Origin of the sequence: Pandoraea captiosa, from assembly GCF_902459775.1 — a bacterium.
Taxonomy (GTDB): Bacteria; Pseudomonadota; Gammaproteobacteria; order Burkholderiales; family Burkholderiaceae; genus Pandoraea; species Pandoraea captiosa.
This window is the reverse complement of record NZ_CABPSQ010000001.1, coordinates 248,401-271,364: the sequence shown is the minus strand read 5'-3', so window position 1 is coordinate 271,364 and position 22,964 is coordinate 248,401. Positions and strand designations below refer to the sequence as shown.

Below are 22,964 nucleotides of genomic sequence, written 5' to 3'. Positions count from 1 at the left end.
ATCTGTCCGCCAGGGGGCACGCATCCCGGCCAACGCACTCACCACGGTGCGTATTGCTCGAAGATGGTCTGGCGCTCGAAAGCGATCAGCACCGCGCGCTTGTGAGGGAAATCGAATTCGCGCAGCCGCGCCGCCCCCTGCCCCTGCATGTAGGCGATCCAACGGTCGTGATCGATGCGCGGTTCACCCACGATACGCTGGGTGCGGGGATCGTCCAGGAAGATGTAGTGGATGATGGAGCGCAGCCACGCCTCCGTGCGCCCCGGCGAGCGAAAGCGCGTGGAGCCTACGAGCAGATGAAATCCGCGATCATAGTCTGCGGCGTCGCAAAACGGCGCAATGCGGTCCTCCTTCGCCCAGTACACCTCGAAGTAGGCGAACGGTTCGTCGTCGAAACAGGCGAACAGCGTGACAGTATGCGGGTCGTCGTGCATCTTCTTCAGATACTCGGCGTGCTCCTCCAGCGTGCCCGTCTGCTCCCAGAAGTGCGCCACGCTGTCGAGATTCATCCACTCGTGAAAGCGCTCGACGTCGCCGGGCTGGTCGATGGCCCGCAGGCTGAATTGCGTGCCGAGGCGCGCGATGTGGCGTCGATACACCTCGCCCACCGGCTTGGGCGCGCGCAGCGGATGGCGTTTTCCCTGCGTCACGACATACTGCTGCGCCATGCCGGCCGACGACGGACCTCGCAACCACAGCGCCGGATGCTGCCAGAACGTCTGGCGCGACACATGCAGCACTTGCGCACCGTCGACCTGCGAGAAGCGTTCGCCGACACCCTCGCGCACCGCGCCGACCAGCCATGTCGTGTGCAACGCATCGGACTGCGCGGCAGTCCACACCACACTCGCGTGACGGCAGGCCTTGTGGTGGCAGAAGACGGCGGCCAGCACCGGTAGCAATGCCTGCACCGGAAGGTGCCCGTCGTGGGGAGCCTTTGCCTGCAACATCATGCCGTCGTCGGCCTCGCTCACGCGAAAGACCGCGACGGGGCGCGCATCGCACCAAAGGGTCAGCTCCTGACCTGCACGCGCGACCGCGTCGTCGGGCCCGCTCGCGTGATAACGACGGCCATCGGGCAGTGTGAGCGCGTAGGGAATATCGGGGGCTTCAGGGGTATCCAGCGCCGCCGGGGGCACCGTCGCGTTCGACGTTTGGGCATGCGCCGTCATGGCAATTGACACGATTCGATCTCCTCAGGACAAGCCGGACGCCGCCATGGCATCCGTCAGAATTCACTCACCGACTTCAGGCACAACCTCATACCCGGCTTCAGGCCCAGCTTCGCGCTTCGCTTTCACGTCGGCTCGATGTAGCGAGCGCGGCACGTGCACGCATGGCCGGCGCCATCGACGTGAACGCGGCGCCCACGAGGCCGGTAATCCGGTCGAGCGACACCGGGCCGCCAAACCCCCACGACGGCGGCAGGAATGCCACGCGGGCGTCCCGCACGGCCGGTAGCGCGCGCCAGACGGGCAACTGGTAGGCAGGCGCCGCGCCGTTATCGACGACGATCAGCGACCATTCGGGGTGCCGCGCCAGATCGCCGAGCGACAGGTTCACCATCGATTGACGCGCGTCGAGCCAGCCCAACGCGTTGCGTGCGCCGAGATGCCCGATCAGCGCGCCGATCATGTCCTTGTTGTCGTAGGCCCAGAAGTTGCCCCCGCCTGCGTTCGCATTGAGCAGCGCAATCGGCGCGTCGCGAAATCCGTCACGCAGCGCCAAGTCGCGCGCCACGGCGATACGCGCCTCGCTATCGGCAACGACTTGCGCGGCCGCCTGCGCACGCCCCGTCATCCCGCCAATGGCGCGGAAGATGGCGAGCATCCGGTCGAGCGCATCGCCCTCGCCCTGCGCGGGCTGCACATTGAAGACGACCGTCGGCGCGATGCGCGAGAGCGCGTCGAACAGGCGCTCATGCCGATAGGCGTAGGCGACGATCAGATCGGGACGCAATGCGGCGATCGCTTCGAGATTCGGTTGCTCGCGCGTGCCGACAGACGCCCCGGCTTCGATCCGGTCCGCCCGGTACCTGACCCATTGCGCATAGCCACGCGGATCGGCCACGCCCACCGGCGTGACGTCAAGCGCGAGCAGCGATTCGGTAAACAGGAATTCCAGCGAAACGACCCGTTTTGCATGGGTCGGCAATTCAGGCGATGCGCGGTTGAACAGCCCGCGGTAGTGCTGCGCATGCGCGTCGAGCGGCGCAACGCCGAGCGCCATCGCCGCACCGGCAACGAGAGATTTCAGACAGTGGCGGCGCCCCGGGCGACACGGCACGCCCGCCGTCGGATTAGCCGGCATGTGCATGCGACCTCAGGAAAGTTCGGGAAAGCAGCCAGAGGAACAGTGGCGTGCCGACGGCAGCCGTCACGATGCCCAGCGGCAAGTCGAGCGGCGCAAACAGCGTTCGCCCGAACAGATCGGCCACCCCCAGCAACAGGGCGCCCGCCAGCACCGCAATCACGAGCCGGTCGCGGGTGCCGGCCAGCGGCAGCGCGCGCAACGCGTTAGGGACGATCAGGCCGACATAGGCCACCGGCCCCACCGTCGCCACCGCCGCTGCCGCCATCGCGCTGGCCAACACCAGCAAGCCCAGACGCACGCGCACCACCGGCACCCCCAGCGCCTCGGCCGTCTCGTCGCCAAGGCTCAGCAGGTCCAGCCATCGCGACGCATACACGGCCAACGGCAGACAGATCGCCAGCCACGGCAGCAACGCCCGCACGCCATGCCAGGACTGCCCGTTGCTGCTCCCCACGAGCCAGACCAGCGCCTGCGTTGCATGCACGTGGAATTGCAGCACCAGCAGATTGGCTAACGCAGCGAGCAATCCGGCCAGCGCCATCCCCGTCAGGATCACGCGCATCGGGGCCAGCCCCCAGCGTGCATTCACGCCCAGCACGATGGCCAGCACCGTGGCGCTCGCCGCCCACGCCGCAGGCATCGACCAGCGTGCCGCAGCTTCGGGCGAGACAAGCAACAGCGCGAGCACGGCGAGCCCCGCCGCCTGATTGACGCCAAGCAGCTCCGGCCCGCCAAGCGGATTACGGCAAGCACCCTGTAACAACACCCCGCTGCCCGCGAGCAACGCCCCCGCGCCCATCGCAATCAGACTGCGCGGCAGGCGCAGGTCCACCAGCATCCCCACAGCCGTATGCGGATCGAACACATCGCGCCATTGCCATGCGGAGGGCCAAGGCAACACGCCCATCGCGAGCGTCACCCCGGCAGTCGCCGCCAGCGCCACCACCACCAGCGCAACGATCAGCGCGAGCGGGCGCCGGCTCGATGCTCGGCTGAGCGCCGACATCGGGGCGGTCATCTCGGCAGTGCTTGCGGGCAACCCGTATCGCAACAACAGCAACAGAACCGGCGCGCCGATGACAGCGCTCATGACGCCGACAGGCAGCGCGCCGAAGCTCACCAGTGCACGGGCGACGGCGTCGGTCACGATGAGCATGGCGCCGCCCCACAACGCCGAGAGCGGAATCATCCATGCCGGTCGATGCACGCCCATGAGGCGCACGAGGTTCGGCGCGGCCAGCCCGACGAAACCTACCGGGCCCGCCAGCGCAATGGCGATCGCCGACAACACCGCCGCGAGCAGAATCGCGCCGAACCGCACCGCGCCCACGCGCTGCCCCAGCGCTAACGCCTGCGCCTGCCCAAAACGCGCCAGACCGAGCGGATGCAGCAGCGCCACGAGAGCGACCGCCGCAGGCAGCAGCAGCCACATCGCCTCACCGGCGCCGCGCTTGCCGAACTGCTGCAGCGAGCCCGTACTCCATTGCACGACACCCACGGCAGCACGCGTATATAACGTCAGCGCGACCATGCACAACGCCGACAGGGCGAGCGCGTTGGCCGCACCGGCGAGCGTCAGGCGCAACGGCGTGGTGCGCGTGCCCCCGGCCAACGCGAACGTGCACAGCGCCGCCAGCACACCGCCCGCGAGCATCATCGGCAGCACGGCGAGCCCCGGCACGAGCAGCGCCACGATCAAGCCCATTTGCGCACCGGCCGACACGCCGAGCAATTCGCCGGACGCCAAGGGGTTCTGCGTGATCGTTTGCAGCAGCGCCCCCGCCAGCCCGAGGCATGCGCCCGCCGCCAGCCCGGCGCGCACCTGTGGCAGCCACGCATCGACGAAAAGAAGCCAGCCGAGCGACGCGTCATTCGTTGCTTGCATCGCTGGCGTCGCTGGCGTCGCAAGCGCGCGCACGACCGCGCCGAAGCCCGGCCATGCATCGCTCGCCCACGCGTGCACCACGACCGCCAGCGCCAGCGCCAGCCATCCGCCCCAGAGCGCGCGCGTGCGACGCCCGTACTGCTGGGGCGCGGCGTGGGCAGGCACCGTCAGTCGGCGCGTGAGATTCAGGGTTGCCATGGTGCGCTCAGCGTGCATGCTCACCGCCACCTGCCCCGTCCACGCCATACCCGCTGCCCGCCCCGCCCGCACGTTCCAATATGGGCAGACACATCGGCAAGCCCTGGAAGTCGATGCGCTGCATCGGCGTGGCGAACACGTCCATCAGGCGGTCCGGGTGCATGGTTTCGTCCGGCGTGCCGGAGAAGACGAGCCTGCCCTCGCGCATGAGGAGCATGGCGTCGGAGAACGCCGCCGCCTGGTTCAGGTCGTGCAGCACCCAGACGACCGTCATGCCGGTTTCCCGGTTGAGCTCACGAATACGCGCGAGGATGTCGATCTGATGACGCACGTCGAGATAGGTCGTGGGTTCGTCGAGCAGCAGCACGCTGCCCTGCTGCGCGAGCGCCATCGCGATGAACGCCCGCTGGCGCTCGCCACCGGACAACGCGCTCACGTCGCGCGTGGATAACGTCTCCAACTCCATCAGATGCAGGGCACGCTCGATGGCGAAGTTGTCCTGGTCGCCGAGCCGTCCGCCCATGCCGGTGTGGCTGTAACGGCCGCAGGCAACGAGTTCGGCGACGGTCATGCCGAACGGCATGCCCGGCGTCTGCGCGAGCAGGGCGATGCGTCGCGCACGCTCGCGCGGGCGCAGCGTGTCGAGCGGCGTGTCGTCGAGCCAGACGCGACCGGCCGCAGGCCTGAGCAAGCCGCCGAGGGTGCGCAGCAAGGTGCTTTTGCCGCAGCCGTTCGGGCCGCATAGGGCGCTCACGCGACCGGCGGCGAACGTGACGTCGACCTGTGTCAGCACGTTTCGCGCACCTACGGCGACGTGGAGGCCTTGCGCGCGCAGCGATGCGCCTGCGCCGTGAGTCGGAGATTCGGTCATAGGGGAAGCCGGCCTGGCGATGGCTGGGCCGGTCGAAATACGGGTATCGGGCATAGGAGGTCCGGGGCTCCGGAGGGTCCGGAAGGTGGCGGGGCCGCAAGCGCACCGTCGCTCGCCTAAACACCGGAACGGGTGGTTCGTCGCTCAAGAGACGTATCACCAACCGGCATATTTACCCATGTCCCGATCGCATCTGCCGTCCCGCCTGCGCGCTGCCCGCGCTGCTTGCAGCACCCTAGCCGCCCTAGCCGTCCTAACCACGTCCGATGCCTCGCATGCTGCCGACGCCGCCAGTGCGCCCGATGCAGGTTACTCGGCGGTCCTGCGTCGCACGACCGACGGCACCGCCCACGTCCGCGCGAACGACTGGGGCGGTCTGGGCTATGGCTTCGGCTACGCCCAGGCACAGGACAATCTCTGCACGCTCGCCGAGAGCCTGGTGACGTTTCGCGGCGAGCGATCACTCACGTTCGGGGCAGACAACCGCGTCGCCCAACGCACGACCTTCGGCCAGCCGAACAATCTCGATGCCGACACCTTCTTTCGTCTGACGTTCGATGCGCCCACCATGGCGCGATATCGTGCGGCACAGTCCGCGCGCAGTCGTGCGCTTGCACAGGGCTTCGCGGCAGGCATCAACCGCTATCTGCATGACGTGCGACAGGGCGCGGACCCGGGCCGACACGCCGCCTGCCGCCATACCGGCTGGTTGCGCACGCTGGGCGCCGTCACGGAAGACGACGTCTATCGGCGGCTCTACGCGGCCACGTTGGCGGCCGGCGCCGCCACGCAAGTCACCGCCATCGCGACCGCCCAGCCTCCGACGGCCAGCGCGGCAACGACCATTCCCGGTCCCGTGTCGACACAACGTGCGGCCCCGTCCATCACCTTGCGTTCGCTCGGTGACGCAGGCCTCGGGAGCAACGCAATCGCCGTCGGGGCCGCACTCACCGCCACGGGCCAGTCGATCCTCTACGGCAGCCCTCACTGGTACTGGGAAGGCCCCGACCGGCTCTACCCGGCGCGCCTGACCATTCCGGGCCAATTGGACGTGTCCGGCGTCGCCATGCTCGGTGCGCCGTTCATCATGATCGGCTTCACTCGGAACGTCGCCTGGACACACACGGTGTCGAGCGCCCGGCGCTTCGGCCTGATGGCCCTGACGCTCGATCCGTCCGATCCCACCCGTTACCGGCTCGACGACCGTACCGAAGCCATGCAGCGCGTGCGCATCGAGGTGCCGGTGCGCGACGCGCAGGGCACCCCGTCCGTCGTCTCCCGAATCCGCTATCGCACTGCCGACGGGCCGCTCGTCGACCTCTCCGCCCTGTCCCCGGCGCTTGGCTGGACGACGCATCAGGCGATGGTGCTGCGCGACGCGAATGCCGGAAACTTCGGCCTGCTCGACCACTACCTGCGCATGGCGCAGGCCAGCTCGCTCGACGCGTTCGCCGCGGGCATGCGCGTCGACGCCGCCAATCCCTGGGTCAATACGCTCGCCATCGGCCGGGGGGATCCACGCGTATGGTTCGGCGACATCGGTCCGGTGCCGGGCGTGCCCGACACGCTGGCGGCGGCATGCGCGGCAAGGCCCGCAGGAGACGCCTTCGCCAAGCTGGCGCCGGGCCTTCCGGTGCTCGATGGCAGCCGCAGCGCGTGCGCCTGGCAAACGTCGCCGGACAGCCCGCTGCCCGGCACGCTGGGGCGTCGCGAGATGCCGGACATCATGAGCACCACGGTCGTCGCCAATATGAACGACAGTGCGTGGCTCGCCGCGCCCGACGCCCCCGACCTTGCATCACGCCCGCTTGCCGGTGTGCTTGGTCGCCGCGACGCGCCGCTCTCGCTGCGCACGCGCGAGGGTCTGCGTCGCATTGCCGCCCTTCGCGCCGCCGGCCCCATCACGACGCAGGCCGTGCGTGAGACGGTGCTGCGGGCCGATCCGCTGTCGGCGCGACTCGCGCGTGAGTCGCTGCTGGCGCAGGTCTGTAGCGGAGCCGACGAGCCAACCCGTCGCATCGAGGTGCCCCTCACGGTCGACCCGCTCGACCACAAACCGCTCGACCTCAAGCCGCTCGCGCCGGACCAGAGCGTGGGCCTGAGCGTGGGCCTGAGCGTGGATATCGCACCGGCGTGCCGCGTGCTGGCCGCATGGGACGGCACCGGCGAGCGCGGCGCACGGGGCGCCAATCTGTGGGATGCCGTCTGGATCCGGCTCACGGGCGTCGATGTCACGGGACGTCGCGCATTTGCCGACGCCTTCGTGCCCTCGCAGGCCGCCACGTCTCCCAGTCAACTTGCAGGCGAGCGCACCACGCTCTCGCAGGCCCTCGGCGCCGCCGTGCTGGAACTGCAACGCATGGGGCTCGCGCTCGACAGCCGCCGCGACGAAGCGCTTTTCGCCACGCGCGGCGGGCGGCGCATCGGGCTTGGCGGGGGATGCGACATCGCAGGCTACTTCTCCATCGTTTGCGCCGACGCTCGTATGGGACCGGGGCGTTACGCCATGGACGCCACGCCGCGCGGCGACACCTATCTGCAGGTCGTCTCCTTCCCGGCCGCGCCCGAGCGCGGCATCGACGCCACGACACTCGATGCGTCCGGCCCCGCCGACGAGCGTACCGATCCGCGCAACGGCGCCGCGCTTCAGGCCTGGGCGGACAAGCGTTGGCAAACGGCGCCGTTCGATGCGGGGGATGAGACAGATGAAGCCCGCGACACACCCGGCGTGCAGCACTTGTTCCAATCGCTCCCGGCATCCCCCTCGTCGCCCTCGTCGCCATCGTCCACTTCAGCCCGGTAAGGGCGCACTACGATGCACGCGCCCTTAAATATCCGTCGCCATGGTTCGTCCACTACTCGATAGGTGCCGTCGCCCGGGGAAACGAGTGCGCGCGTCGCCTCAGTTTCCGAAAAACACCAGGAGTCTCAAATGAAGCACTACGGGAGCGTCCATGGCCGGGGGGCCAGTCGCCAGCGATCGATGCATCGTTCGATCCGCCCAATCCACCGTCATATCGCCATGGCCGCCGGTCTGGCGTTCGCACCGCTGACGTTTGGTGGCGGGGCGTGGGCGCAGACGGTTGCACAGACGGCCGGCGCGTCGGGCGACGTCGCCCTCGCCCCCACGCAAGTGAATGCGGAGCGCGCCGAGGAAAACGGTGCCGGTCCGGTTGACGGGATCGTCGCCAAGCGCAGCACCACGGGCACCAAGACCGACACGCCGCTCATCGAGAACCCGCAGTCGGTGTCGGTCATTCCGAAGGAGATGATTCAGGATCTGGGGGCACAGTCGGTCAGTCAGGCCATGCGTTACAGCGCCGGCGTGCTGCCCGACAACGCCGGCTTCGAAACCCGTTTCGACTGGATCAACATTCGCGGCTTTTCGGCGTCGACGCTGGGCATGTACATGGACGGCACGCGTCTGCAATCGGCCACCGAGTATCAACTGGACCCTTACGGACTGGAGCGCATCGAAATTCTGCGCGGTCCGTCCTCGGTGCTCTACGGGCAGAACACCCCCGGCGGCCTGATCAACATGGTCACGAAAAAGCCGCTCGAAACCCCGCTTCACGAAATCCAGCTCTCGGCTGGATCCTTCAGGAACAAGCAGGCCGCGTTCGACTTCAGCGGCCCGCTCGATGCCGACGGCAAGGTGCTCTACCGCCTCGTCGGTCTGTTCCGCGACAGCAACACCCAGGTCGATGACACGCCCAACGACCGCATCTACATCGCACCGTCGCTCACGTGGAAAGCCACGGACAAGACCACCATCACGTTCGAGGCGAGCTATCAGCGCGACAAGCTCGGCTTCGGCCAGTTCCTGCCCGCGTCGGGCACGGTGCTGCCCAATCCGAACGGCCAGATTCCGGTCGGCCGTTTCGTGGGCGACCCGAACTACGACAACATCAAGCGCGAACAAGTCTTCGCAGGCTATCAGCTCGAACACCGCTTCAACGATCAGGTCACGTTCAGACAGGCCACGCGCTATTCGTACTTCGACTACAAGGTCGACACGGATGCCTACGGACTGGGGTACGCGCCGGGCAGTACCCGGATGATCAACCGCCTGCCGTTCGCCGACTATCGTCAGACGGACGTGGTCACGATCGATAACCAGTTGCAGACGAAGTTCCAGACCGGGCCGCTCTCGCACGTGGCGCTGTTCGGCTTCGATTATTACTACTACAACGAGCATCGCAGCATGCGTCAGGGCGTCGCCAGCGCGGCCAACCAGCTCGACGTCTTCGCGCCGAACTATGGCGCGGCGGTGTTCGGTCTGACGCGTCAGGCGGCAGACACCGACTCGCGCTACACCCAGGGCGGGCTCTACTTCCAGGACCAGATCAAGTACGACAAGTGGTTGCTCACGCTCGGCGTGCGTCAGGACTGGGCGGCGCAGAATGTCTACAACCGCCTGACGAACCGCTCGTCGAGTCAGGCCGATTCGCAAGCCACGTATCGCGCCGGCCTGACGTATCTGTTCGACATGGGACTGGCCCCCTACTTCAGTTATTCCGAGTCGTTCCAGCCGAACGTCGGCGTGGACCGCTTCGGCAACCAGTTCAATCCGTCGAAGGGCAAACAGTATGAAATCGGCGTGAAGTACCAGCCCAAGGGTTACAACAGCTTCGTCACGCTCTCGTTGTTCGACATCCGCATGACGAACGTGCTCACACCGGACCCGGCCAACACGGCATTCTCGGTCACGACGGGCGAGCAGCATTCCAAGGGCTTCGAACTGGAAGCCGTCGGGGAAATCACCGACAACCTGAAGGTGATCGGCTCATACACGAACACCAACATCGTCAACTCGAAGACCAACGATCCGACGCTGCTCGACAAGGTTCCGCCGCAGCAGCCGCGCACCGCTGCGGCGCTGTGGGCGGATTACACGTTCCACACCGGCGTGCTCAAGGGATTCGGGTTCAATGGCGGTGTCCGTTATGTCGGCCCCACCTACATCGACGCCACCAATACCGCCGGACAGGCGCCCTCGCGCACGCTGGTCGATCTTGGCCTGCACTATCAATACGACAAGCACTGGCGCTTCCAGCTCGACGGCAGCAACATCTTCGACAAGACCTACGTCGTGTGTGTGACGACCTCGCAATGCGCCTACGGCGCCCGTCGCACGATCCTGGGAACGGCAAAGTACAGTTGGTAAGTCAGTCGGTGAGTCGGTCATCGGCTCGATGCGCTGAGCCAGACTGAATCAGTGAGCGTTGGGCACGCCGCCCGCCACGCGTTTTCAATGCGTGGCGGGCGGACGGCAACCCCACCTTCAAGACGCGAGCCGCCAGGCCCCGCCTGCTCCCCCGGGAGTACTCACTTCGCGCAATGCACGCGCAACGTCCTCGATCCACGGCTTCGCGCGCGGCAGTTGCATGTGACTCGACGCCACCGTTGCCTCGTAGGCCGGGGGTGCACCGACCGCACGTGCGAGCCGCGCGCGATCGACCAAAGCTCGCTGCTCGACCCACCACACATGCACGGGCACGCCAGCCGGACGCATCCGATGCGCATCGGCCAGCGCGCGCAGATGGGCTGTGACACGAAACATGTGGGCAAGCTCGTCACGGCCGAGCGACGCGTAGTCTGCCCCGGCGCCCGGCGCCTCCTCTTGCTCGCGCCGATGCATCGTCAGCGCAGCATCGACGGCAGCGGCGAGCACGCCCTCGTCGAGCGGCTTGCCCGCATGCGGCGCCAGCGATTCGCGCAGCCTTTGCGCATCGACCTGCGGCAAGATCGTGACCAGATAGTCGAGCAAGTCGCCCGTCCAGTCGCGCGACGATGGTGATGGCGATGGTGATGACGATATAGCCGCGTCATCCTCCTTCGGCACGAACGCGTCGGCCAGTCCGAGAAATGCGACGGTCTCGCCATCAGCACGCAGGCGTTCGGCCATCGACAGCGCAATCGGGCCGCCCAGCGACCATCCGAGCAGGTGGTATGGACCCTGCGGTTGTGCGGCACGAACGGCGTCGACGTAACACGCGGCCATCGCGTCGAGCGACGAGTCCGACCATGCCGGATCGAGCAGCATGCGCGACTGAATACCCATGACGGGTCGCTGCCCGACGAGCGCCTGCGCCAGTGGCCGGTAATCGAACACCGTTCCCACTGCCGGATGCACACAGAACAACGCAGGCGCCGCCGACGCGCTGTCATTCAGGCGCACCAGCAGGCGCACCAGCAGATCGCGACTCGCCTCGGGCGTGGCATCCGACGGCGACAGCGCCGCGGCCAGCTTCGCGACGGTGCCGTGCTGCATCAGCTCACGCAACGTGATCTTGAGCGCCGGCGTGCCGCGTTTGAGGCGAGCGATCACTTGCAACGCGAGGATGGAATCGCCGCCGATTTCGAAGAAGTTGGCCTCACGGTTCACGTGCTCGGCCTTGAGCACCGTCTTCCAGACGTCGGCGATATGCGCTTCGAGCGCGTTGCCCGGCGCAGCCTGCGCCACGGCTTCGGCGCGGGAAGATTCCACGGTCGCCGCCACCGTCGTCAGCAATGCGCGGCGATCGACCTTGCCGTTCGGGGTCAGCGGGAAGGCGTCCAGACGTACGAGGCGCGACGGCACCCACGCAGCGGGCAGCGACGTGGCAAGCGCAGCCTTCACCTCGGCCTCCGTTGCCACCCCCGTGAAGCAACCCAGAAGCTGCGGTTGCCCACGGGCGTCGCGCTCCACGAGCACAAGCGCGTCGCGTACACCGGCCAGCGCACGCACCGCGTGTGCGACCTCGCCCGGCTCCACGCGATAGCCACGAATCTTGACCTGATCGTCCGCACGGCCCAGATAGACGATCTCGCCATCCACCCGACGTTTCACGCGGTCGCCCGTGCGATACATCCGCGCACCGGGACGCCACGGGTCCGGCACGAACCGCTCCGCCGTCCTGGCCGGTTCGCCAAGATACCCACGCGCGAGCGCGACACCACCGATATACAGCTCGCCACTCACGCCGGGCAGCACCGCGTTGAGATCGTCATCCAGTACGTAGGCGCTCACGTTCGGCAATGGCGCGCCCACCGGCAGCGGGGCATCCTGCGACACGCCGCGATGCGTGAGCACGCCCACGGTCGTCTCCGTGGGGCCATAGTGGTTGAGCACACGCAGCGACGGTCGATGCGTGTGCAACAGCGAAAGCAGTTCCGCGTCGGCTGCCTCGCCACCGATGATCAGCCATTCGCGCGGCAGCACATCCGGCCCGGCGGCGAGCAGCAGTCCCTTGAGATGGCTCGGCACGATCTTCATCACACCGATATCACGCACGCGCATCCATTGCGCGAAGCGGCCTGCATCGAAGGCATCGTCCTGCGGCATGAGATACAGGGGTCGCCCCATGGCGAGCGCACCGAACAATACGGTGTGCCCGAGGTCGGCAGCAACGGTCGAGACCATCGCCATGCCTGCGTTCTCCGGCAGATCGCTCAGGCATGACGCTACGCCCTGCACGTAGTTATGCAATGCCCCACGCCCGACGACGACGCCCTTCGGATGTCCCGTCGACCCCGACGTGTAGATGACGTATGCCGCCTGCGACGGGTGCGCGTTGCGGTGGATACCGCCGCCGTCTGCCGCCGAGAGCAACGCCCCGATGGGCAGCGTCTCACAACCCTCGACCTGCGGCAACGAGGCCAGCCCCGGCGCGACGATGAGCACCTTGGCGCCACTGGCGTCGATCAGTTGTTCAAGGCGCGCGCGCGGCTGTGTCGGGTCCAGCGGAACATACGCTGCGCCGAGCTTCCAGACGCCAAGCATCGCCGCCACCCACCCCGCGCTGCGCGGCATGAGCAGCGCCACGCGATCTTCCGCGCCCACACCCCGCGTCGACAAGGCGTGTGCCACGCGATTGGCATGCGCGTCGAGCGTGCGCCGCGACCAGACACCATCCTCGCCATCGATGGCGAGCGCATCGCCGTCCTGGGCAACGCGCGATGCCCAGACGGCCATCCAGTCCCCGGTCTCCCATGCACGACGCTCTCCTTCCAGCACGGCAAGTGCCTGTTCCCCTAACGACACATCCGCCAGACGCTCGCCAGGCGAGCGCGAGAGTTGATCGAGCAGACCATGGAACGCGCGGGCGAGCGGCTCGACGGTCGTCGCGTCGAACAGATCCGTCGCGTAGGTCACTGCGATCTGCAACGTGTCGCCGCGCTCCAGCGTATCGAGCGAGAGATCGAAGTGCGAGCTTTGCCCCGCCACGGCAATTGGTTCGACGCGAAGCCCTGCCATCTCCGGCATCGCGTCGCGCGCGATCTCGTGATTGAACTTGGCCTGAAACAGCGCGTTGACGGCGGCGTCGCGGGCCGGTTGCAGCGCTTCGACGAGCTTGTCGAACGGCACGTCCGCGTGCGCCTGCGCTTCGATGGCCTGCGCGCGCATGGTGGCGACGAGACCGGTGAACGTCGCCACCGGATCGACCGGCACGCGCATGACCTGCGTGTTGACGAAAAAGCCGATGAGCGGCTCCGTTTCCAGCTTCGCGCGCCCCGCCACCGGCACACCGACGCAGACGTTGCGCACGCCCGACAGGCGCGCGAGCCAGACACCGTAGGCGGCGAGCAACACCGTGTAGAGCGTGGTATTGCCAGTGCGTGCCAGATCGCGCAAGCGCGCGGTCAATGCGGCGTCGACTTGCACGACATAAGTCGCCCCTCGGCCGCTCGGCACGGCAGGACGTGCGCGATCGAGCGGCAATGGCAGCACCGGATGCTCGTCCCCCAGCAGTCCTCGCCAGTAATCCAACTGGCGCGCCAGTTCGCCGGCTTCGAGCCATCCGCGTTGCCATATCGCGTAATCGGCGTACTGAATGGGCAGCGCGGGCAGCGGCCCGGCGTGAGCGCCGGCGGCACCTAACGCGTCGCAAAAATGCGCATAGGCGCGCGTGCAGGCTTCGACGAGACGCGTCATCGACCACGCGTCCGCCACGATGTGATGCAACGTGAGCAACAGCACGTGCTCATCGGCGGCCAGACGCATCAGGCGCGCGCGCATCAAGGGCGCCGCGTCCAGCGCGAACGGGCGCAGCGCCTCGTCGCGGGCGCACGCCTGCACGCGCGCGTCCTGCTCGGCCCGGGTCCCGGCAGCGCCCTGCCAGTCCTCGTAGTCGATGGCGAACGGCACGTCGGCATGCACGCGTTGCACCGCGCCGTCCGGACCGTCGTGGAAACTGGTGCGCAGCGCTTCGTGCCGCGCGACGATGGCGGCAAAGGCCTGCGAGAGGGCGTCAACATCGAGCTTGCCACGCAGGCGCACCGCCGCCGGAATGTTGTACGCGCCCGTGCCCGGCGAGAGTTGTTCCACGACCCACAGGCGCTGCTGTGCGTACGACAGCGGTGCGTCGCTGCCCTCACGCAAACCGCCGGGAATCGGCAGACTGGCCAGATCGATACCTTGTTCACGGGCGCGTGTCTGAAACACACGGCGCTTGTCGGCCGGCAAGGCGAGAAAGCGTCGCATCAATGCCGAATCGTCGGCGTTGGGGGAATTGGCCAGAGACATTGCGAGATCCTTCTGTCGAACCACTACCTATCGAAATTGAGAAGATCTCGCGTCGCCCGTTGTCGAGCGAGCAACGCGAGACCGTGCCCTGTCAGGCCGCGTCCGCCTCGAGATCGCCTAACAGATCGTCGAGCCGGTGCCGGGCGCTCGCATCGAGCGCCGCCGGGGCGGCAGCCGACCACGTCGCGCAGAAGTCCGAGAGCACCGGCGTCTCGAATAACTGGCGCAACGCCACGGGGCGCCCCGACACCGCTTGCAGACGCGCCACCATCTGGGTGGCGAGCAACGAATGCCCGCCCAGCGCAAAGAAGTTGTCGTAACGACCGACACGCGCCACGCCCAGCACCGTCTGCCAAATCCGGGCGACATCAGTCTCCACCCCGTCGGCGGGCGGCACGAAGCGGGTGCCCGCCGCCTGCGGGGCGGGCAGCGCGCGGCGATCGAGCTTGCCGTTGGGGGTGAGCGGCAACGCGTCCAGCCGTAGCCACTGCCCCGGCAGCATGAATACCGGCACGCGGGTGGCGAGGTGATCGCGCAGACGCGCCCAGAGGCCTTCGTCATCGGCGTCTGTCACGACATACGCCACCAGTTGTTCGCCGAGCCCGTCGTCGCGTACCAGCACGGCGGCGTCGCTTACCTGTGCATGAGCGAGCAGGTGGGCCTCGATCTCGCCGGGTTCGATACGGAAGCCGCGCAACTTCACTTGCTGATCGCCGCGCCCCAGATAGTCGAGGGTGCCGTCGGGCAGCCATCGGACACGATCGCCCGTCTGGTACATGCGCGCCCCGGCTGGCCCCCACGGATCGGGGACGAAGCGCTCGGCACTGAGCGCCGGACGCCCCAGATAGCCGCGTGCCAGCCCCTGCCCACCGACGTAGAGGTCGCCCGGTACACCCACGGGCACCGCCGCGAGCGATGCGTCGAGCACGCGCCACGCGATGTCGGGCAACGCCTCGCCAATCGGCGATTGGCCGATCCCGGGTTCGGGCGATACCACGCCGAAGCTCACATAGACGGTCGTCTCCGTGGGGCCGTACATGTTGACGATGCGGGTCTGTCCGCCAAAGCGAGACCACCACGGCGCAAGCCGGCGCGGCGCGAGCGCTTCGCCCGCCAGCACAATGTGGCGCAACGTCGTATGCGACGCGGACGCCGGCAACGCGGCGAGAAGCTGATAGAACGCCGACGGCGTCTGGCACAGCACCGTCACCCGCTGCTGCTCGATCATTTGCCACAGCGCCTGCGGCTCGCGGCTGGTGTAGTACGGCACGACAACGAGTCGTCCGCCATGTGAGAGCGCGCCGAAGATTTCCCACACCGAGACGTCGAACGCGTAGGAGTGGAACATCGTCCAGACGTCATGCACGCCGAAACCGAACCAGTCTTCCGTCGCAAGCAGCAGCCGCATCAACTGACGATGCGCGACCTGCACGCCCTTGGGCCGTCCGGTCGACCCGGAGGTGTAGATGACGTAAGCCAGCTGGTCCACGTGAATCGGCACGTCCGGCGATGTTTGCGGCAACGTCGCGTCGCGCGCCAGCACGTCGATTCTCACACTGTCCTGCGGCAGCCAGACGGGTGCGCCGAGCGCGGCATCGGTAACGACAACCCTGATGCCGGCGTCTTCGACCACGTAGCCCAGCCGCTCGTCCGGATAGGCGGGATCGAGCGGCACGTACGCAGCCCCCGCCTTCATCACCCCGAGAATGGCGACGATCAACTCCACCCGCCGCGTCAGCGCAATGCCAACGCGATCCTCGCTCGCGACGCCCCGGCGCAACAACGCATGGGCCACGCGATTCGCCTGCGCTTCGAGTTCGGCGTACGTCAGCGAATGCTCACCGTCGGTCACCGCAATGGCCTCCGGCTGCGTATGCGCGAAGGCGGCGATGATCCGGTCGACGGTCGTCGTCACCTCGAAGGTGTGGCGGGGGCCAAGTGGCGACTCGCCTGCCGGATCGTGCGCATGCAGAACAATGTCGGCAACGCGCTGGTTCGCCGCGCTCGGCGGCGCACAAAGCTGGCGCAGCAGGTCGCGCAGCTGGCTCCAGAGGCGCTCGATGGCACCGTCGTCGAAGTGTTGCCGGTCGTAGCTCATGCGGACATCGATGGTCTCGCCCGACGCAATACCCACGGTGAGCGGGTAATGGGTCGTCTCCACGTTCACGATGTCGCCGAAACGCAGCGCCTGCGCGCCCTGCGCGCGTAGCGCCCGGTCCACCGGGTAGTTCTCGAAGACGATGAGCGAGTCGAACAGCGCCTGCCCCGGCCAGCCGACCCAACGCTGAATGTCGTAGAGCGGGGTGCTCTCGGCTTCGCGCAGCGCGAGATTGTCTTCCTGCAAGCGGTGCAGCCAGTCGTCGAGCCCGTCGGAGGGTCCGGGGCCCTGCACCACGGGCAACGTGTTGATGAAGAGTCCCATCATGCGCTCGGCGCCGGGAAGCTCGGCGGGACGCCCCGAGACGGTCACGCCGAAGCAGACGTCCCGCTTGCCGGTATAGCGCTGGAGCAGCAGCGTCCATGCGCCCTGCACCAGCGTATTGAGCGTCAAACGTCGGGTTCTCGCCGCGCGCTGCCACGCCTGAGCGTCTGCGGCCTCGATGCGGAAGGTGCGCTCGCCGTGCCCCTGCGCCGGCGGCAGCGTGCGCAGCACGGCCTCATGCAATTGCGTCGGCGATTCGAAGGCGGCCAGTCGCTCGCGCCAGAACGACTCACCGTTCTGCGGCGCATGAGCGGCCAGCCATGCGATGTAGTCGCGGAATCGGGGGACGTTCCCATGCACCTCTGGCATGCCGGACGTACGCACGCTGTCCGACGAATCCGAAGTGCCCGACACGGCTGCCAGATAGGCCTGAAGAATTTCGCCGATCAGCTGGGCGCTGCTCCAACCGTCAAGCAACACGTGATGCAGTGTCCAGATCAGTTGCCACGTGCCCCCGGCAGCGTCGCTCACGTGCACCAGCGCCACACGTTGCAAGGGTGCGCTGGCGAGATCGAATCCTTGCGCACGCTCCGCTTCGGCGAGCGTCGTCAGTACGCCTTCCCCCTCCTGCGCCACGCGTGCACGCCAGTCCAGTACGCGCAGCGCCTGCGGCACCTCGCGTTGCACCAGTTGCAGAGGTGGGGCGCCCTCACGCCAGACGAAGCTCGTGCGCAGAATCGCGTGACGCCGCACCGCCGCTTGCCATGCTGCGGCAAAGGCATCGGCTTGCAGGCCTTCGAGGCGGATCTGAAGCTGGTTGACGTACGAGGCGCTACCCGGCGCCAGACGCGCGTGAAACACCATGCCCTGCTGCATGGGCGACAGGGGATAGACGTCCTCCAGATTGGCGGCGGGCACGGGCAGAGCGGCCAGCGTGTCCTCCGTGAGATTGGCCAACGGGAAATCGGCCGCACTCGTGAACTGCGCGTCGGGGCTTGCGCTCGAGGACTCCACAAGCGCCACCAGCGACTTGAGCGCCGTCTGCATGCGAGCGGCGAGCGCGGCAATCGTTGCCTCGTGAAAGCGCTCACGCGAGAAACGCCATTGCAGTCGCAGGCAGCCGTCGGCAATGGCGCCGTCAACCGACAGCCAGTTGCCCAGCGGCGCCGACGCATCCCGGGCATCGCCCGCCGGCGCGTCGCTCGGGGCAAACCGCCCGTCACCGAAACCCGCGTCGATACGTCCGAGGTAGTTGAACGTAATGCGCCCGTGTGGCAACGCGGCCAACGTCCGCCGCGCCTCGGCGTCGCCGTGATACCTGAGCGCCCCGAACCCGAGCCCGGCGCGCGGGACGGCGCGCCACATTCGCTTGAGCGCGAACAGCGTCTCACGCGGGGACGCCGACACGTCCACCGCCACCGGATACAACGACGTGAACCAGCCGAGCGTGCGCGTAAGATCGAAGGCCTCCATGCCCGGCAACGCGTCGCGACCATGGCCTTCCACCCACAGGGCAACACGCGACGCTCCGGTCCATTCGCCAACGGCTTGTGCAAGCGCGGCGACGAGCAACTCATGGATGCGCGCCCGTTCGTTGGCGGCGTCCAGCAGACGACGCGTTGCGTTCGCGTCGAGCGTCACGCTCACCTCGGTGGCTTCGGCCTGCCGGTCGCCGTTCAAGGGTGTCGCATCGACCGGAAGCGTGTCGTGTGCGCCTTGCAGGGACGCCATCCAGAACTCCACTTCCTTCGCCGCTTCGGGCGACGCGGCCCAATCGCGCCAGTACGTCGCCCATGCGCCGTATGCCGAACCGTTTTCCGCAAGGACGATGGGTTGCCCGGCGTCTCGCTGCGCGAGCGCACGCTGCAAGTCACCGAGCAGGATGCGCCACGAGACCCCGTCGATGGCGATGTGGTGACACACGAGCAGCAATCGCTGCCCGCCGCTCGCGAGATTGATCAGCGCGGCGCGCAGCAAGGGGCCGTCCGACAACGACAGTCCGCGTTGCGCTCGCTGCGCGGCCGCAAGGGCCTGCGTCTCATCCTCCGCATCGACGATCTCCAGCCCGACGAGCGCTATATTGTCCGACTCGTCCGACGACTCATCTTGCCGCCACTGCCGCCATTCACCGCCGGTTTGCCGATATCGCATTTGCAGCGCCTCATGGTGCCTGGCGACCGCGTGCAGCGCGTCGCGAAGCGTCGCCCCGTCCAGCGCACGGCCGACATCGCAAACGTCAACCTGCACCCACTGATTCCAGTGATCGCGATGCGTGACGGGTTCAGCGAAGAACCACGACTGAATCGGCAGCAGAGGCGCGTCCGGGTCGATAGCGGGGTCGCTAGCGGGGCGGTTGTCGGGGTCGACGCCAGGTGTATCCACAGACGTCACGGATGGCGTGGCCTTCGCCACGACAGCGGCAGCAGCGAGTTCGGCAAGCGTCTGGTGCCTGAACACGTCGCGCACCGTGATACGCCAGCCCGATTCGCGGGCACGGCTCACCAATTGGAGCGCGATGATGGAGTCGCCCCCGAGCGCGAAGAAGTTGTCGCCCCGGCCGACCTGCCCTGCACCGAGCAGTTGCCCCCAAATGACGGCCAGCTCAGCCTCGGCGCCCACATGGGGCGCTTCGGCGCTCGCGCTTTGCCACACCGGCTCGGGCAATTGTCTGCGGTCGAGCTTGCCGTTGACGAGCTTGGGCAGCGCGTCGAGGACCAGGACCTGCGCGGGCACCAGATAGGCGGGCAAGCGCGCGGCGAGTGCCTGACGCAGTCCTTCGCCGAATTCGGACGCAGCGACACCGGTAGGCGGCGTCGCGCTCACGTGGGCCACGAGTTGTACACCCGCCGGCCCTTGCGCCGTGCCAACCACCGCTTCACGCACGCCCGTGAGCGCGAGCAACTGGGCCTCGACTTCCCCCGGCTCGATGCGGAACCCGCGCACCTTGAGCTGCTGGTCACGGCGTCCGAGGTATTCGAGCGTACCGTCGCTCAGCCACCGCACGCGATCGCCCGTGCGATACATGCGCGCCCCCGGCGCTCCCCAGGGATCGGGCACGAAGCGCTCACCGGTCTGTGCGGCGCGTCCGAGGTATCCGCGCGCCACGCCTTCGCCGCCAAGGTACAACTCGCCTGCCACGCCGACCGGCACCGGTTGCAGGCGTGTGTCGAGCACATAGCCGCGACGCTGCCCCACCAGCGTGCCGATCGGCGCGTACGGGGTCGGGCTTTGCGTGCCCGCATGCGCCGTCCAGTTCACGGGCGTGACGACGGTTTCCGTCGGCCCGTAGCCGTTGAGCAGGCGCACCGGTTGCAGCGTGCGCATGACGAGGGCGAGCGTGTCGCGCGAGAGCGCCTCGCCGCCGCAGGAGTAGATCAATCCCGGCGGCACCGCACCCGGATGCGCCTCGACCCACTGTGCGACGTGGCGCAACAACGCCGTCGGCAGCCCGGCGTTCGTGACGCGTCGCGCGACGATCTGTTCGCAGATTTCCTCGGGCGTCCACTGGCGCGGCCCGCGCAGCACGACGCAGGCGCCGTGCGAGAGTAACGTCAGCCAGCGCTCATGCGCGCCGTCGAACGAGAGCGACGCCACATGCAGTTCGCGAAACGCCGGCGTCATGCCAAAGAGACCGGCGATCGCACGGCAATGCATGGCGATGGGACCGTGCGGGACGGCAACGCCCTTGGGCCGCCCCGTGGAGCCGGACGTGAAGATCACATAGGCAAGTTGTGCGGGATGCAACACGGGCAGCACTGCGGCGGGCGCACCGGTCGATGCAATGATCGCCACGTCAAATCCTTTGACACCCAGGGGCAGGCGAGCCATGCCGTCAGCGTCGGTGATCACGTACGCAATGTCGGCATCCGCGCACAGCTCGGCCACGCGCTCGTCCGGATGGTCGACGTCCAGTGGCACATAGGCCCCGCCGGCGCGCAGCACGCCCAGCATGGCCACAAGCGCATTGACCGAGCGCGCAAGGCGAACACCGACACGCGTTTCGGATCGCCACTGTCCCGCGAGCAGGTGTGCTGCGACGGTGTCCGCGCGACGCAGCAGTTCGCCGTAGGTCAGTACCTCGCCGTCACACTCGATGGCGTGCGCGTCCGGCTGCTGCGCCGCATGCGATGCAATCATCCCGGGCAGTAGACGGTCGTCGGTCGGGGGCATGGCCTCCGGCGCCCCCCAACGCACGATGGCCGCGCGCTCGGCGGCGTCTGCAAGCGGCAAGTCATACAGCGGTGCTGACGGCTGGCCGATCTGTGCCGCAAGGAGCGTTTGCCAGTGCGCGCAGATGCGTTGCGCCGTCTGCGGGGAAATGACGTCGGTGGCATATCCCAGCCCGCCCGCGAGCGTGCCGTCCGGCAATTCGACGATCCCCAGATCGAGGTCGAACTTTGCCTGTGTCGTTTCGGCCTCGAGCACCGTGGCCGTCACCCCGGGCAATTGCAGCGCCGCAGCCGCCTGACGCCGCTGATGGTTCACCATGACCTGAAACAGCGGGCTGTGACTCAGACTCCGGGCCGGGGACAGACGCTCGACGACCTGTTCGAACGGCACGTCGGCGTGACGCTGTGCGTCGAGCAGCGTGTCGCGCACTTGCGTGAGCAACGCCGCAAATCCGGCCGTCAGATCCACCTGCGTGCGCACCACGACCGTGTTGACGAAACAACCGACTACGCGCTCGAGCGCCGTACGGCTGCGGTGACTGACCGGCACGCCGACACGAACGTCGACGGTGTCAGGAGAGACATCGTTCGCGTCATGCGTGTCCCGGTGATTCTGCCCGGCGGCGTAGCGCGCGAGCAATGCCTGAAACGATGCCAGCAGCACCGCAAACGGCGTTGTCCGTGCCTCGCGCGCCATGGCTCGCACACGTTGCGCGAGCGGTTCGGGCAACGTGAAAGCCACGCGCCCGCCCTCGCCTTCGCGTTGGGCCGGTCGCTGTCGGTCCAGCGGCAAGGCCAGCAGATCGTCGGCGCCGGCCAGTTGGGTCGCCCAGTAGTCGAGTTGCCCGGCGAGCGCGTCGCCGCCCAGACGCAGGCGTTGCCAGATCGCGTAATCGCCGTAGGTCGGCCCGCTCGCCTGCGCGACCGGGGTCTGGCCGTTGCGCACGAGCGCGTAGTCGCGGGCGATCTCGTCGATCAGCACCTCCAGCGACCCGCCGTCGGCAATGAGGTGATGCAGCGTGAGCACCAGCACGCGGCGATCGGGTGCCGTGCGCAGCAGCGTCGTGCGCACCAGCGGCCCGCGCGTCAGGTCGAACGCTTCACGGCTGACCTTCGCGAGCGCCTCGCTTACGTCAGCCTCGTCAGCCTCGTCGGCCTCGTCGGCGCGGTCAGCCTCGCTCGCGCCGTCAGCGCCGTCGGACAGGGACACGACATCGAGCGGCACGTCGACGTGTGCATGCACGTGCTGCATGAGCTTGCCGTCCTCAAGCGAGAACGTCGTGCGTAGTGCGGCATGGCGGGCGACGGCAGCGGCGAAGGCCTCCGCCAGCGCCGTCGTATCGAGTGCGCCGTCCAGTTGCACGGCGCCGGTGATGTGATAAGTGTCGTGTCGCGCGTCCAATTGCAGCAACGTCCACATGCGCTGCTGCGCGAACGAAGCGATGGCCCGCTCGCCGTCCTGCCCTGCGGCGGCTGATACCCACCCTTCAAGCGGCAGGTGTTCGCGCACGGCCACGCCCTTGCGCTCGAGCAGCGCGATCATCGCCTGCCGTTGCGCGGGGGCGAGGCGTGCGAGCGTCGTTTGAATATCGTCCATG

The 22,964-nt window shown here is 67.8% G+C and carries 8 protein-coding genes; 2 read left to right on the top strand and 6 right to left on the bottom strand.

What is annotated here, in order from left to right; translation table 11 throughout:
• Positions 1 to 38: 38 nt before the first annotated feature.
• The 4 genes from PCA31118_RS01165 to PCA31118_RS01150 all read right to left on the bottom strand — a co-directional run bounded on the left by PCA31118_RS01165 (position 39) and on the right by PCA31118_RS01150 (position 5,267).
• On the bottom strand, positions 39 to 1,184 hold the full coding sequence (locus PCA31118_RS01165; RefSeq protein ID WP_217431227.1) for a GNAT family N-acetyltransferase: 1,146 nt from the start codon (positions 1,182 to 1,184) through the stop codon (positions 39 to 41).
• An 88-nt stretch (positions 1,185 to 1,272) separates the two neighbouring features.
• Complete coding sequence (locus PCA31118_RS01160) at positions 1,273 to 2,310, bottom strand: ABC transporter substrate-binding protein (protein WP_484549321.1); 1,038 nt, start codon at positions 2,308 to 2,310, stop codon at positions 1,273 to 1,275.
• On the bottom strand, positions 2,300 to 4,414 hold the full coding sequence (locus PCA31118_RS01155) for an iron ABC transporter permease (protein WP_484549320.1): 2,115 nt from the start codon (positions 4,412 to 4,414) through the stop codon (positions 2,300 to 2,302). Before PCA31118_RS01155 ends, PCA31118_RS01160 begins: the two co-directional genes overlap by 11 nt.
• The gene (locus PCA31118_RS01150) at positions 4,404 to 5,267 is read right to left on the bottom strand and encodes an ABC transporter ATP-binding protein (protein ID WP_150622238.1); all 864 of its coding nucleotides are present in this window, start codon (positions 5,265 to 5,267) and stop codon (positions 4,404 to 4,406) included. The genes PCA31118_RS01155 and PCA31118_RS01150 overlap by 11 nt, the downstream gene beginning before the upstream one ends.
• A gap of 178 nt (positions 5,268 to 5,445) precedes the next feature.
• Here PCA31118_RS01150 and PCA31118_RS01145 point away from each other — a divergent pair, with 178 nt between their 5' ends.
• Positions 5,446 to 8,070, top strand: coding sequence for a penicillin acylase family protein (locus tag PCA31118_RS01145; protein ID WP_174990288.1), 2,625 nt, complete (start codon positions 5,446 to 5,448; stop codon positions 8,068 to 8,070).
• Between the two features lie 129 nt (positions 8,071 to 8,199).
• Positions 8,200 to 10,434, top strand: a complete 2,235-nt coding sequence (locus PCA31118_RS01140; RefSeq protein ID WP_150622234.1) for a TonB-dependent siderophore receptor — start codon at positions 8,200 to 8,202, stop codon at positions 10,432 to 10,434.
• A 117-nt stretch (positions 10,435 to 10,551) separates the two neighbouring features.
• Here PCA31118_RS01140 and PCA31118_RS01135 read toward each other — a convergent pair whose 3' ends face one another.
• Both PCA31118_RS01135 and PCA31118_RS01130 read right to left on the bottom strand, forming a co-directional pair.
• A complete protein-coding gene (locus PCA31118_RS01135; RefSeq protein WP_150622232.1) occupies positions 10,552 to 14,775 on the bottom strand; it encodes an amino acid adenylation domain-containing protein in 4,224 nt (1,407 codons plus the stop codon).
• Between the two features lie 91 nt (positions 14,776 to 14,866).
• The gene (locus PCA31118_RS01130) at positions 14,867 to 22,963 is read right to left on the bottom strand and encodes a non-ribosomal peptide synthetase (RefSeq protein WP_150622230.1); all 8,097 of its coding nucleotides are present in this window, start codon (positions 22,961 to 22,963) and stop codon (positions 14,867 to 14,869) included.
• Position 22,964: the final 1 nt, after the last annotated feature.

Coding starts and splice junctions, on each gene's coding strand:
- PCA31118_RS01160 (WP_484549321.1), bottom strand. CDS start 2,310: ATGCCGGCTAATCCGACGGCGGGCGTGCCGTGTCGCCCGGGGCGCCGC.
- PCA31118_RS01155 (WP_484549320.1), bottom strand. CDS start 4,414: ATGCACGCTGAGCGCACCATGGCAACCCTGAATCTCACGCGCCGACTG.
- PCA31118_RS01150 (WP_150622238.1), bottom strand. CDS start 5,267: ATGACCGAATCTCCGACTCACGGCGCAGGCGCATCGCTGCGCGCGCAA.
- PCA31118_RS01145 (WP_174990288.1), top strand. CDS start 5,446: ATGTCCCGATCGCATCTGCCGTCCCGCCTGCGCGCTGCCCGCGCTGCT.
- PCA31118_RS01140 (WP_150622234.1), top strand. CDS start 8,200: ATGAAGCACTACGGGAGCGTCCATGGCCGGGGGGCCAGTCGCCAGCGA.
- PCA31118_RS01135 (WP_150622232.1), bottom strand. CDS start 14,775: ATGTCTCTGGCCAATTCCCCCAACGCCGACGATTCGGCATTGATGCGA.
- PCA31118_RS01130 (WP_150622230.1), bottom strand. CDS start 22,963: ATGGACGATATTCAAACGACGCTCGCACGCCTCGCCCCCGCGCAACGG.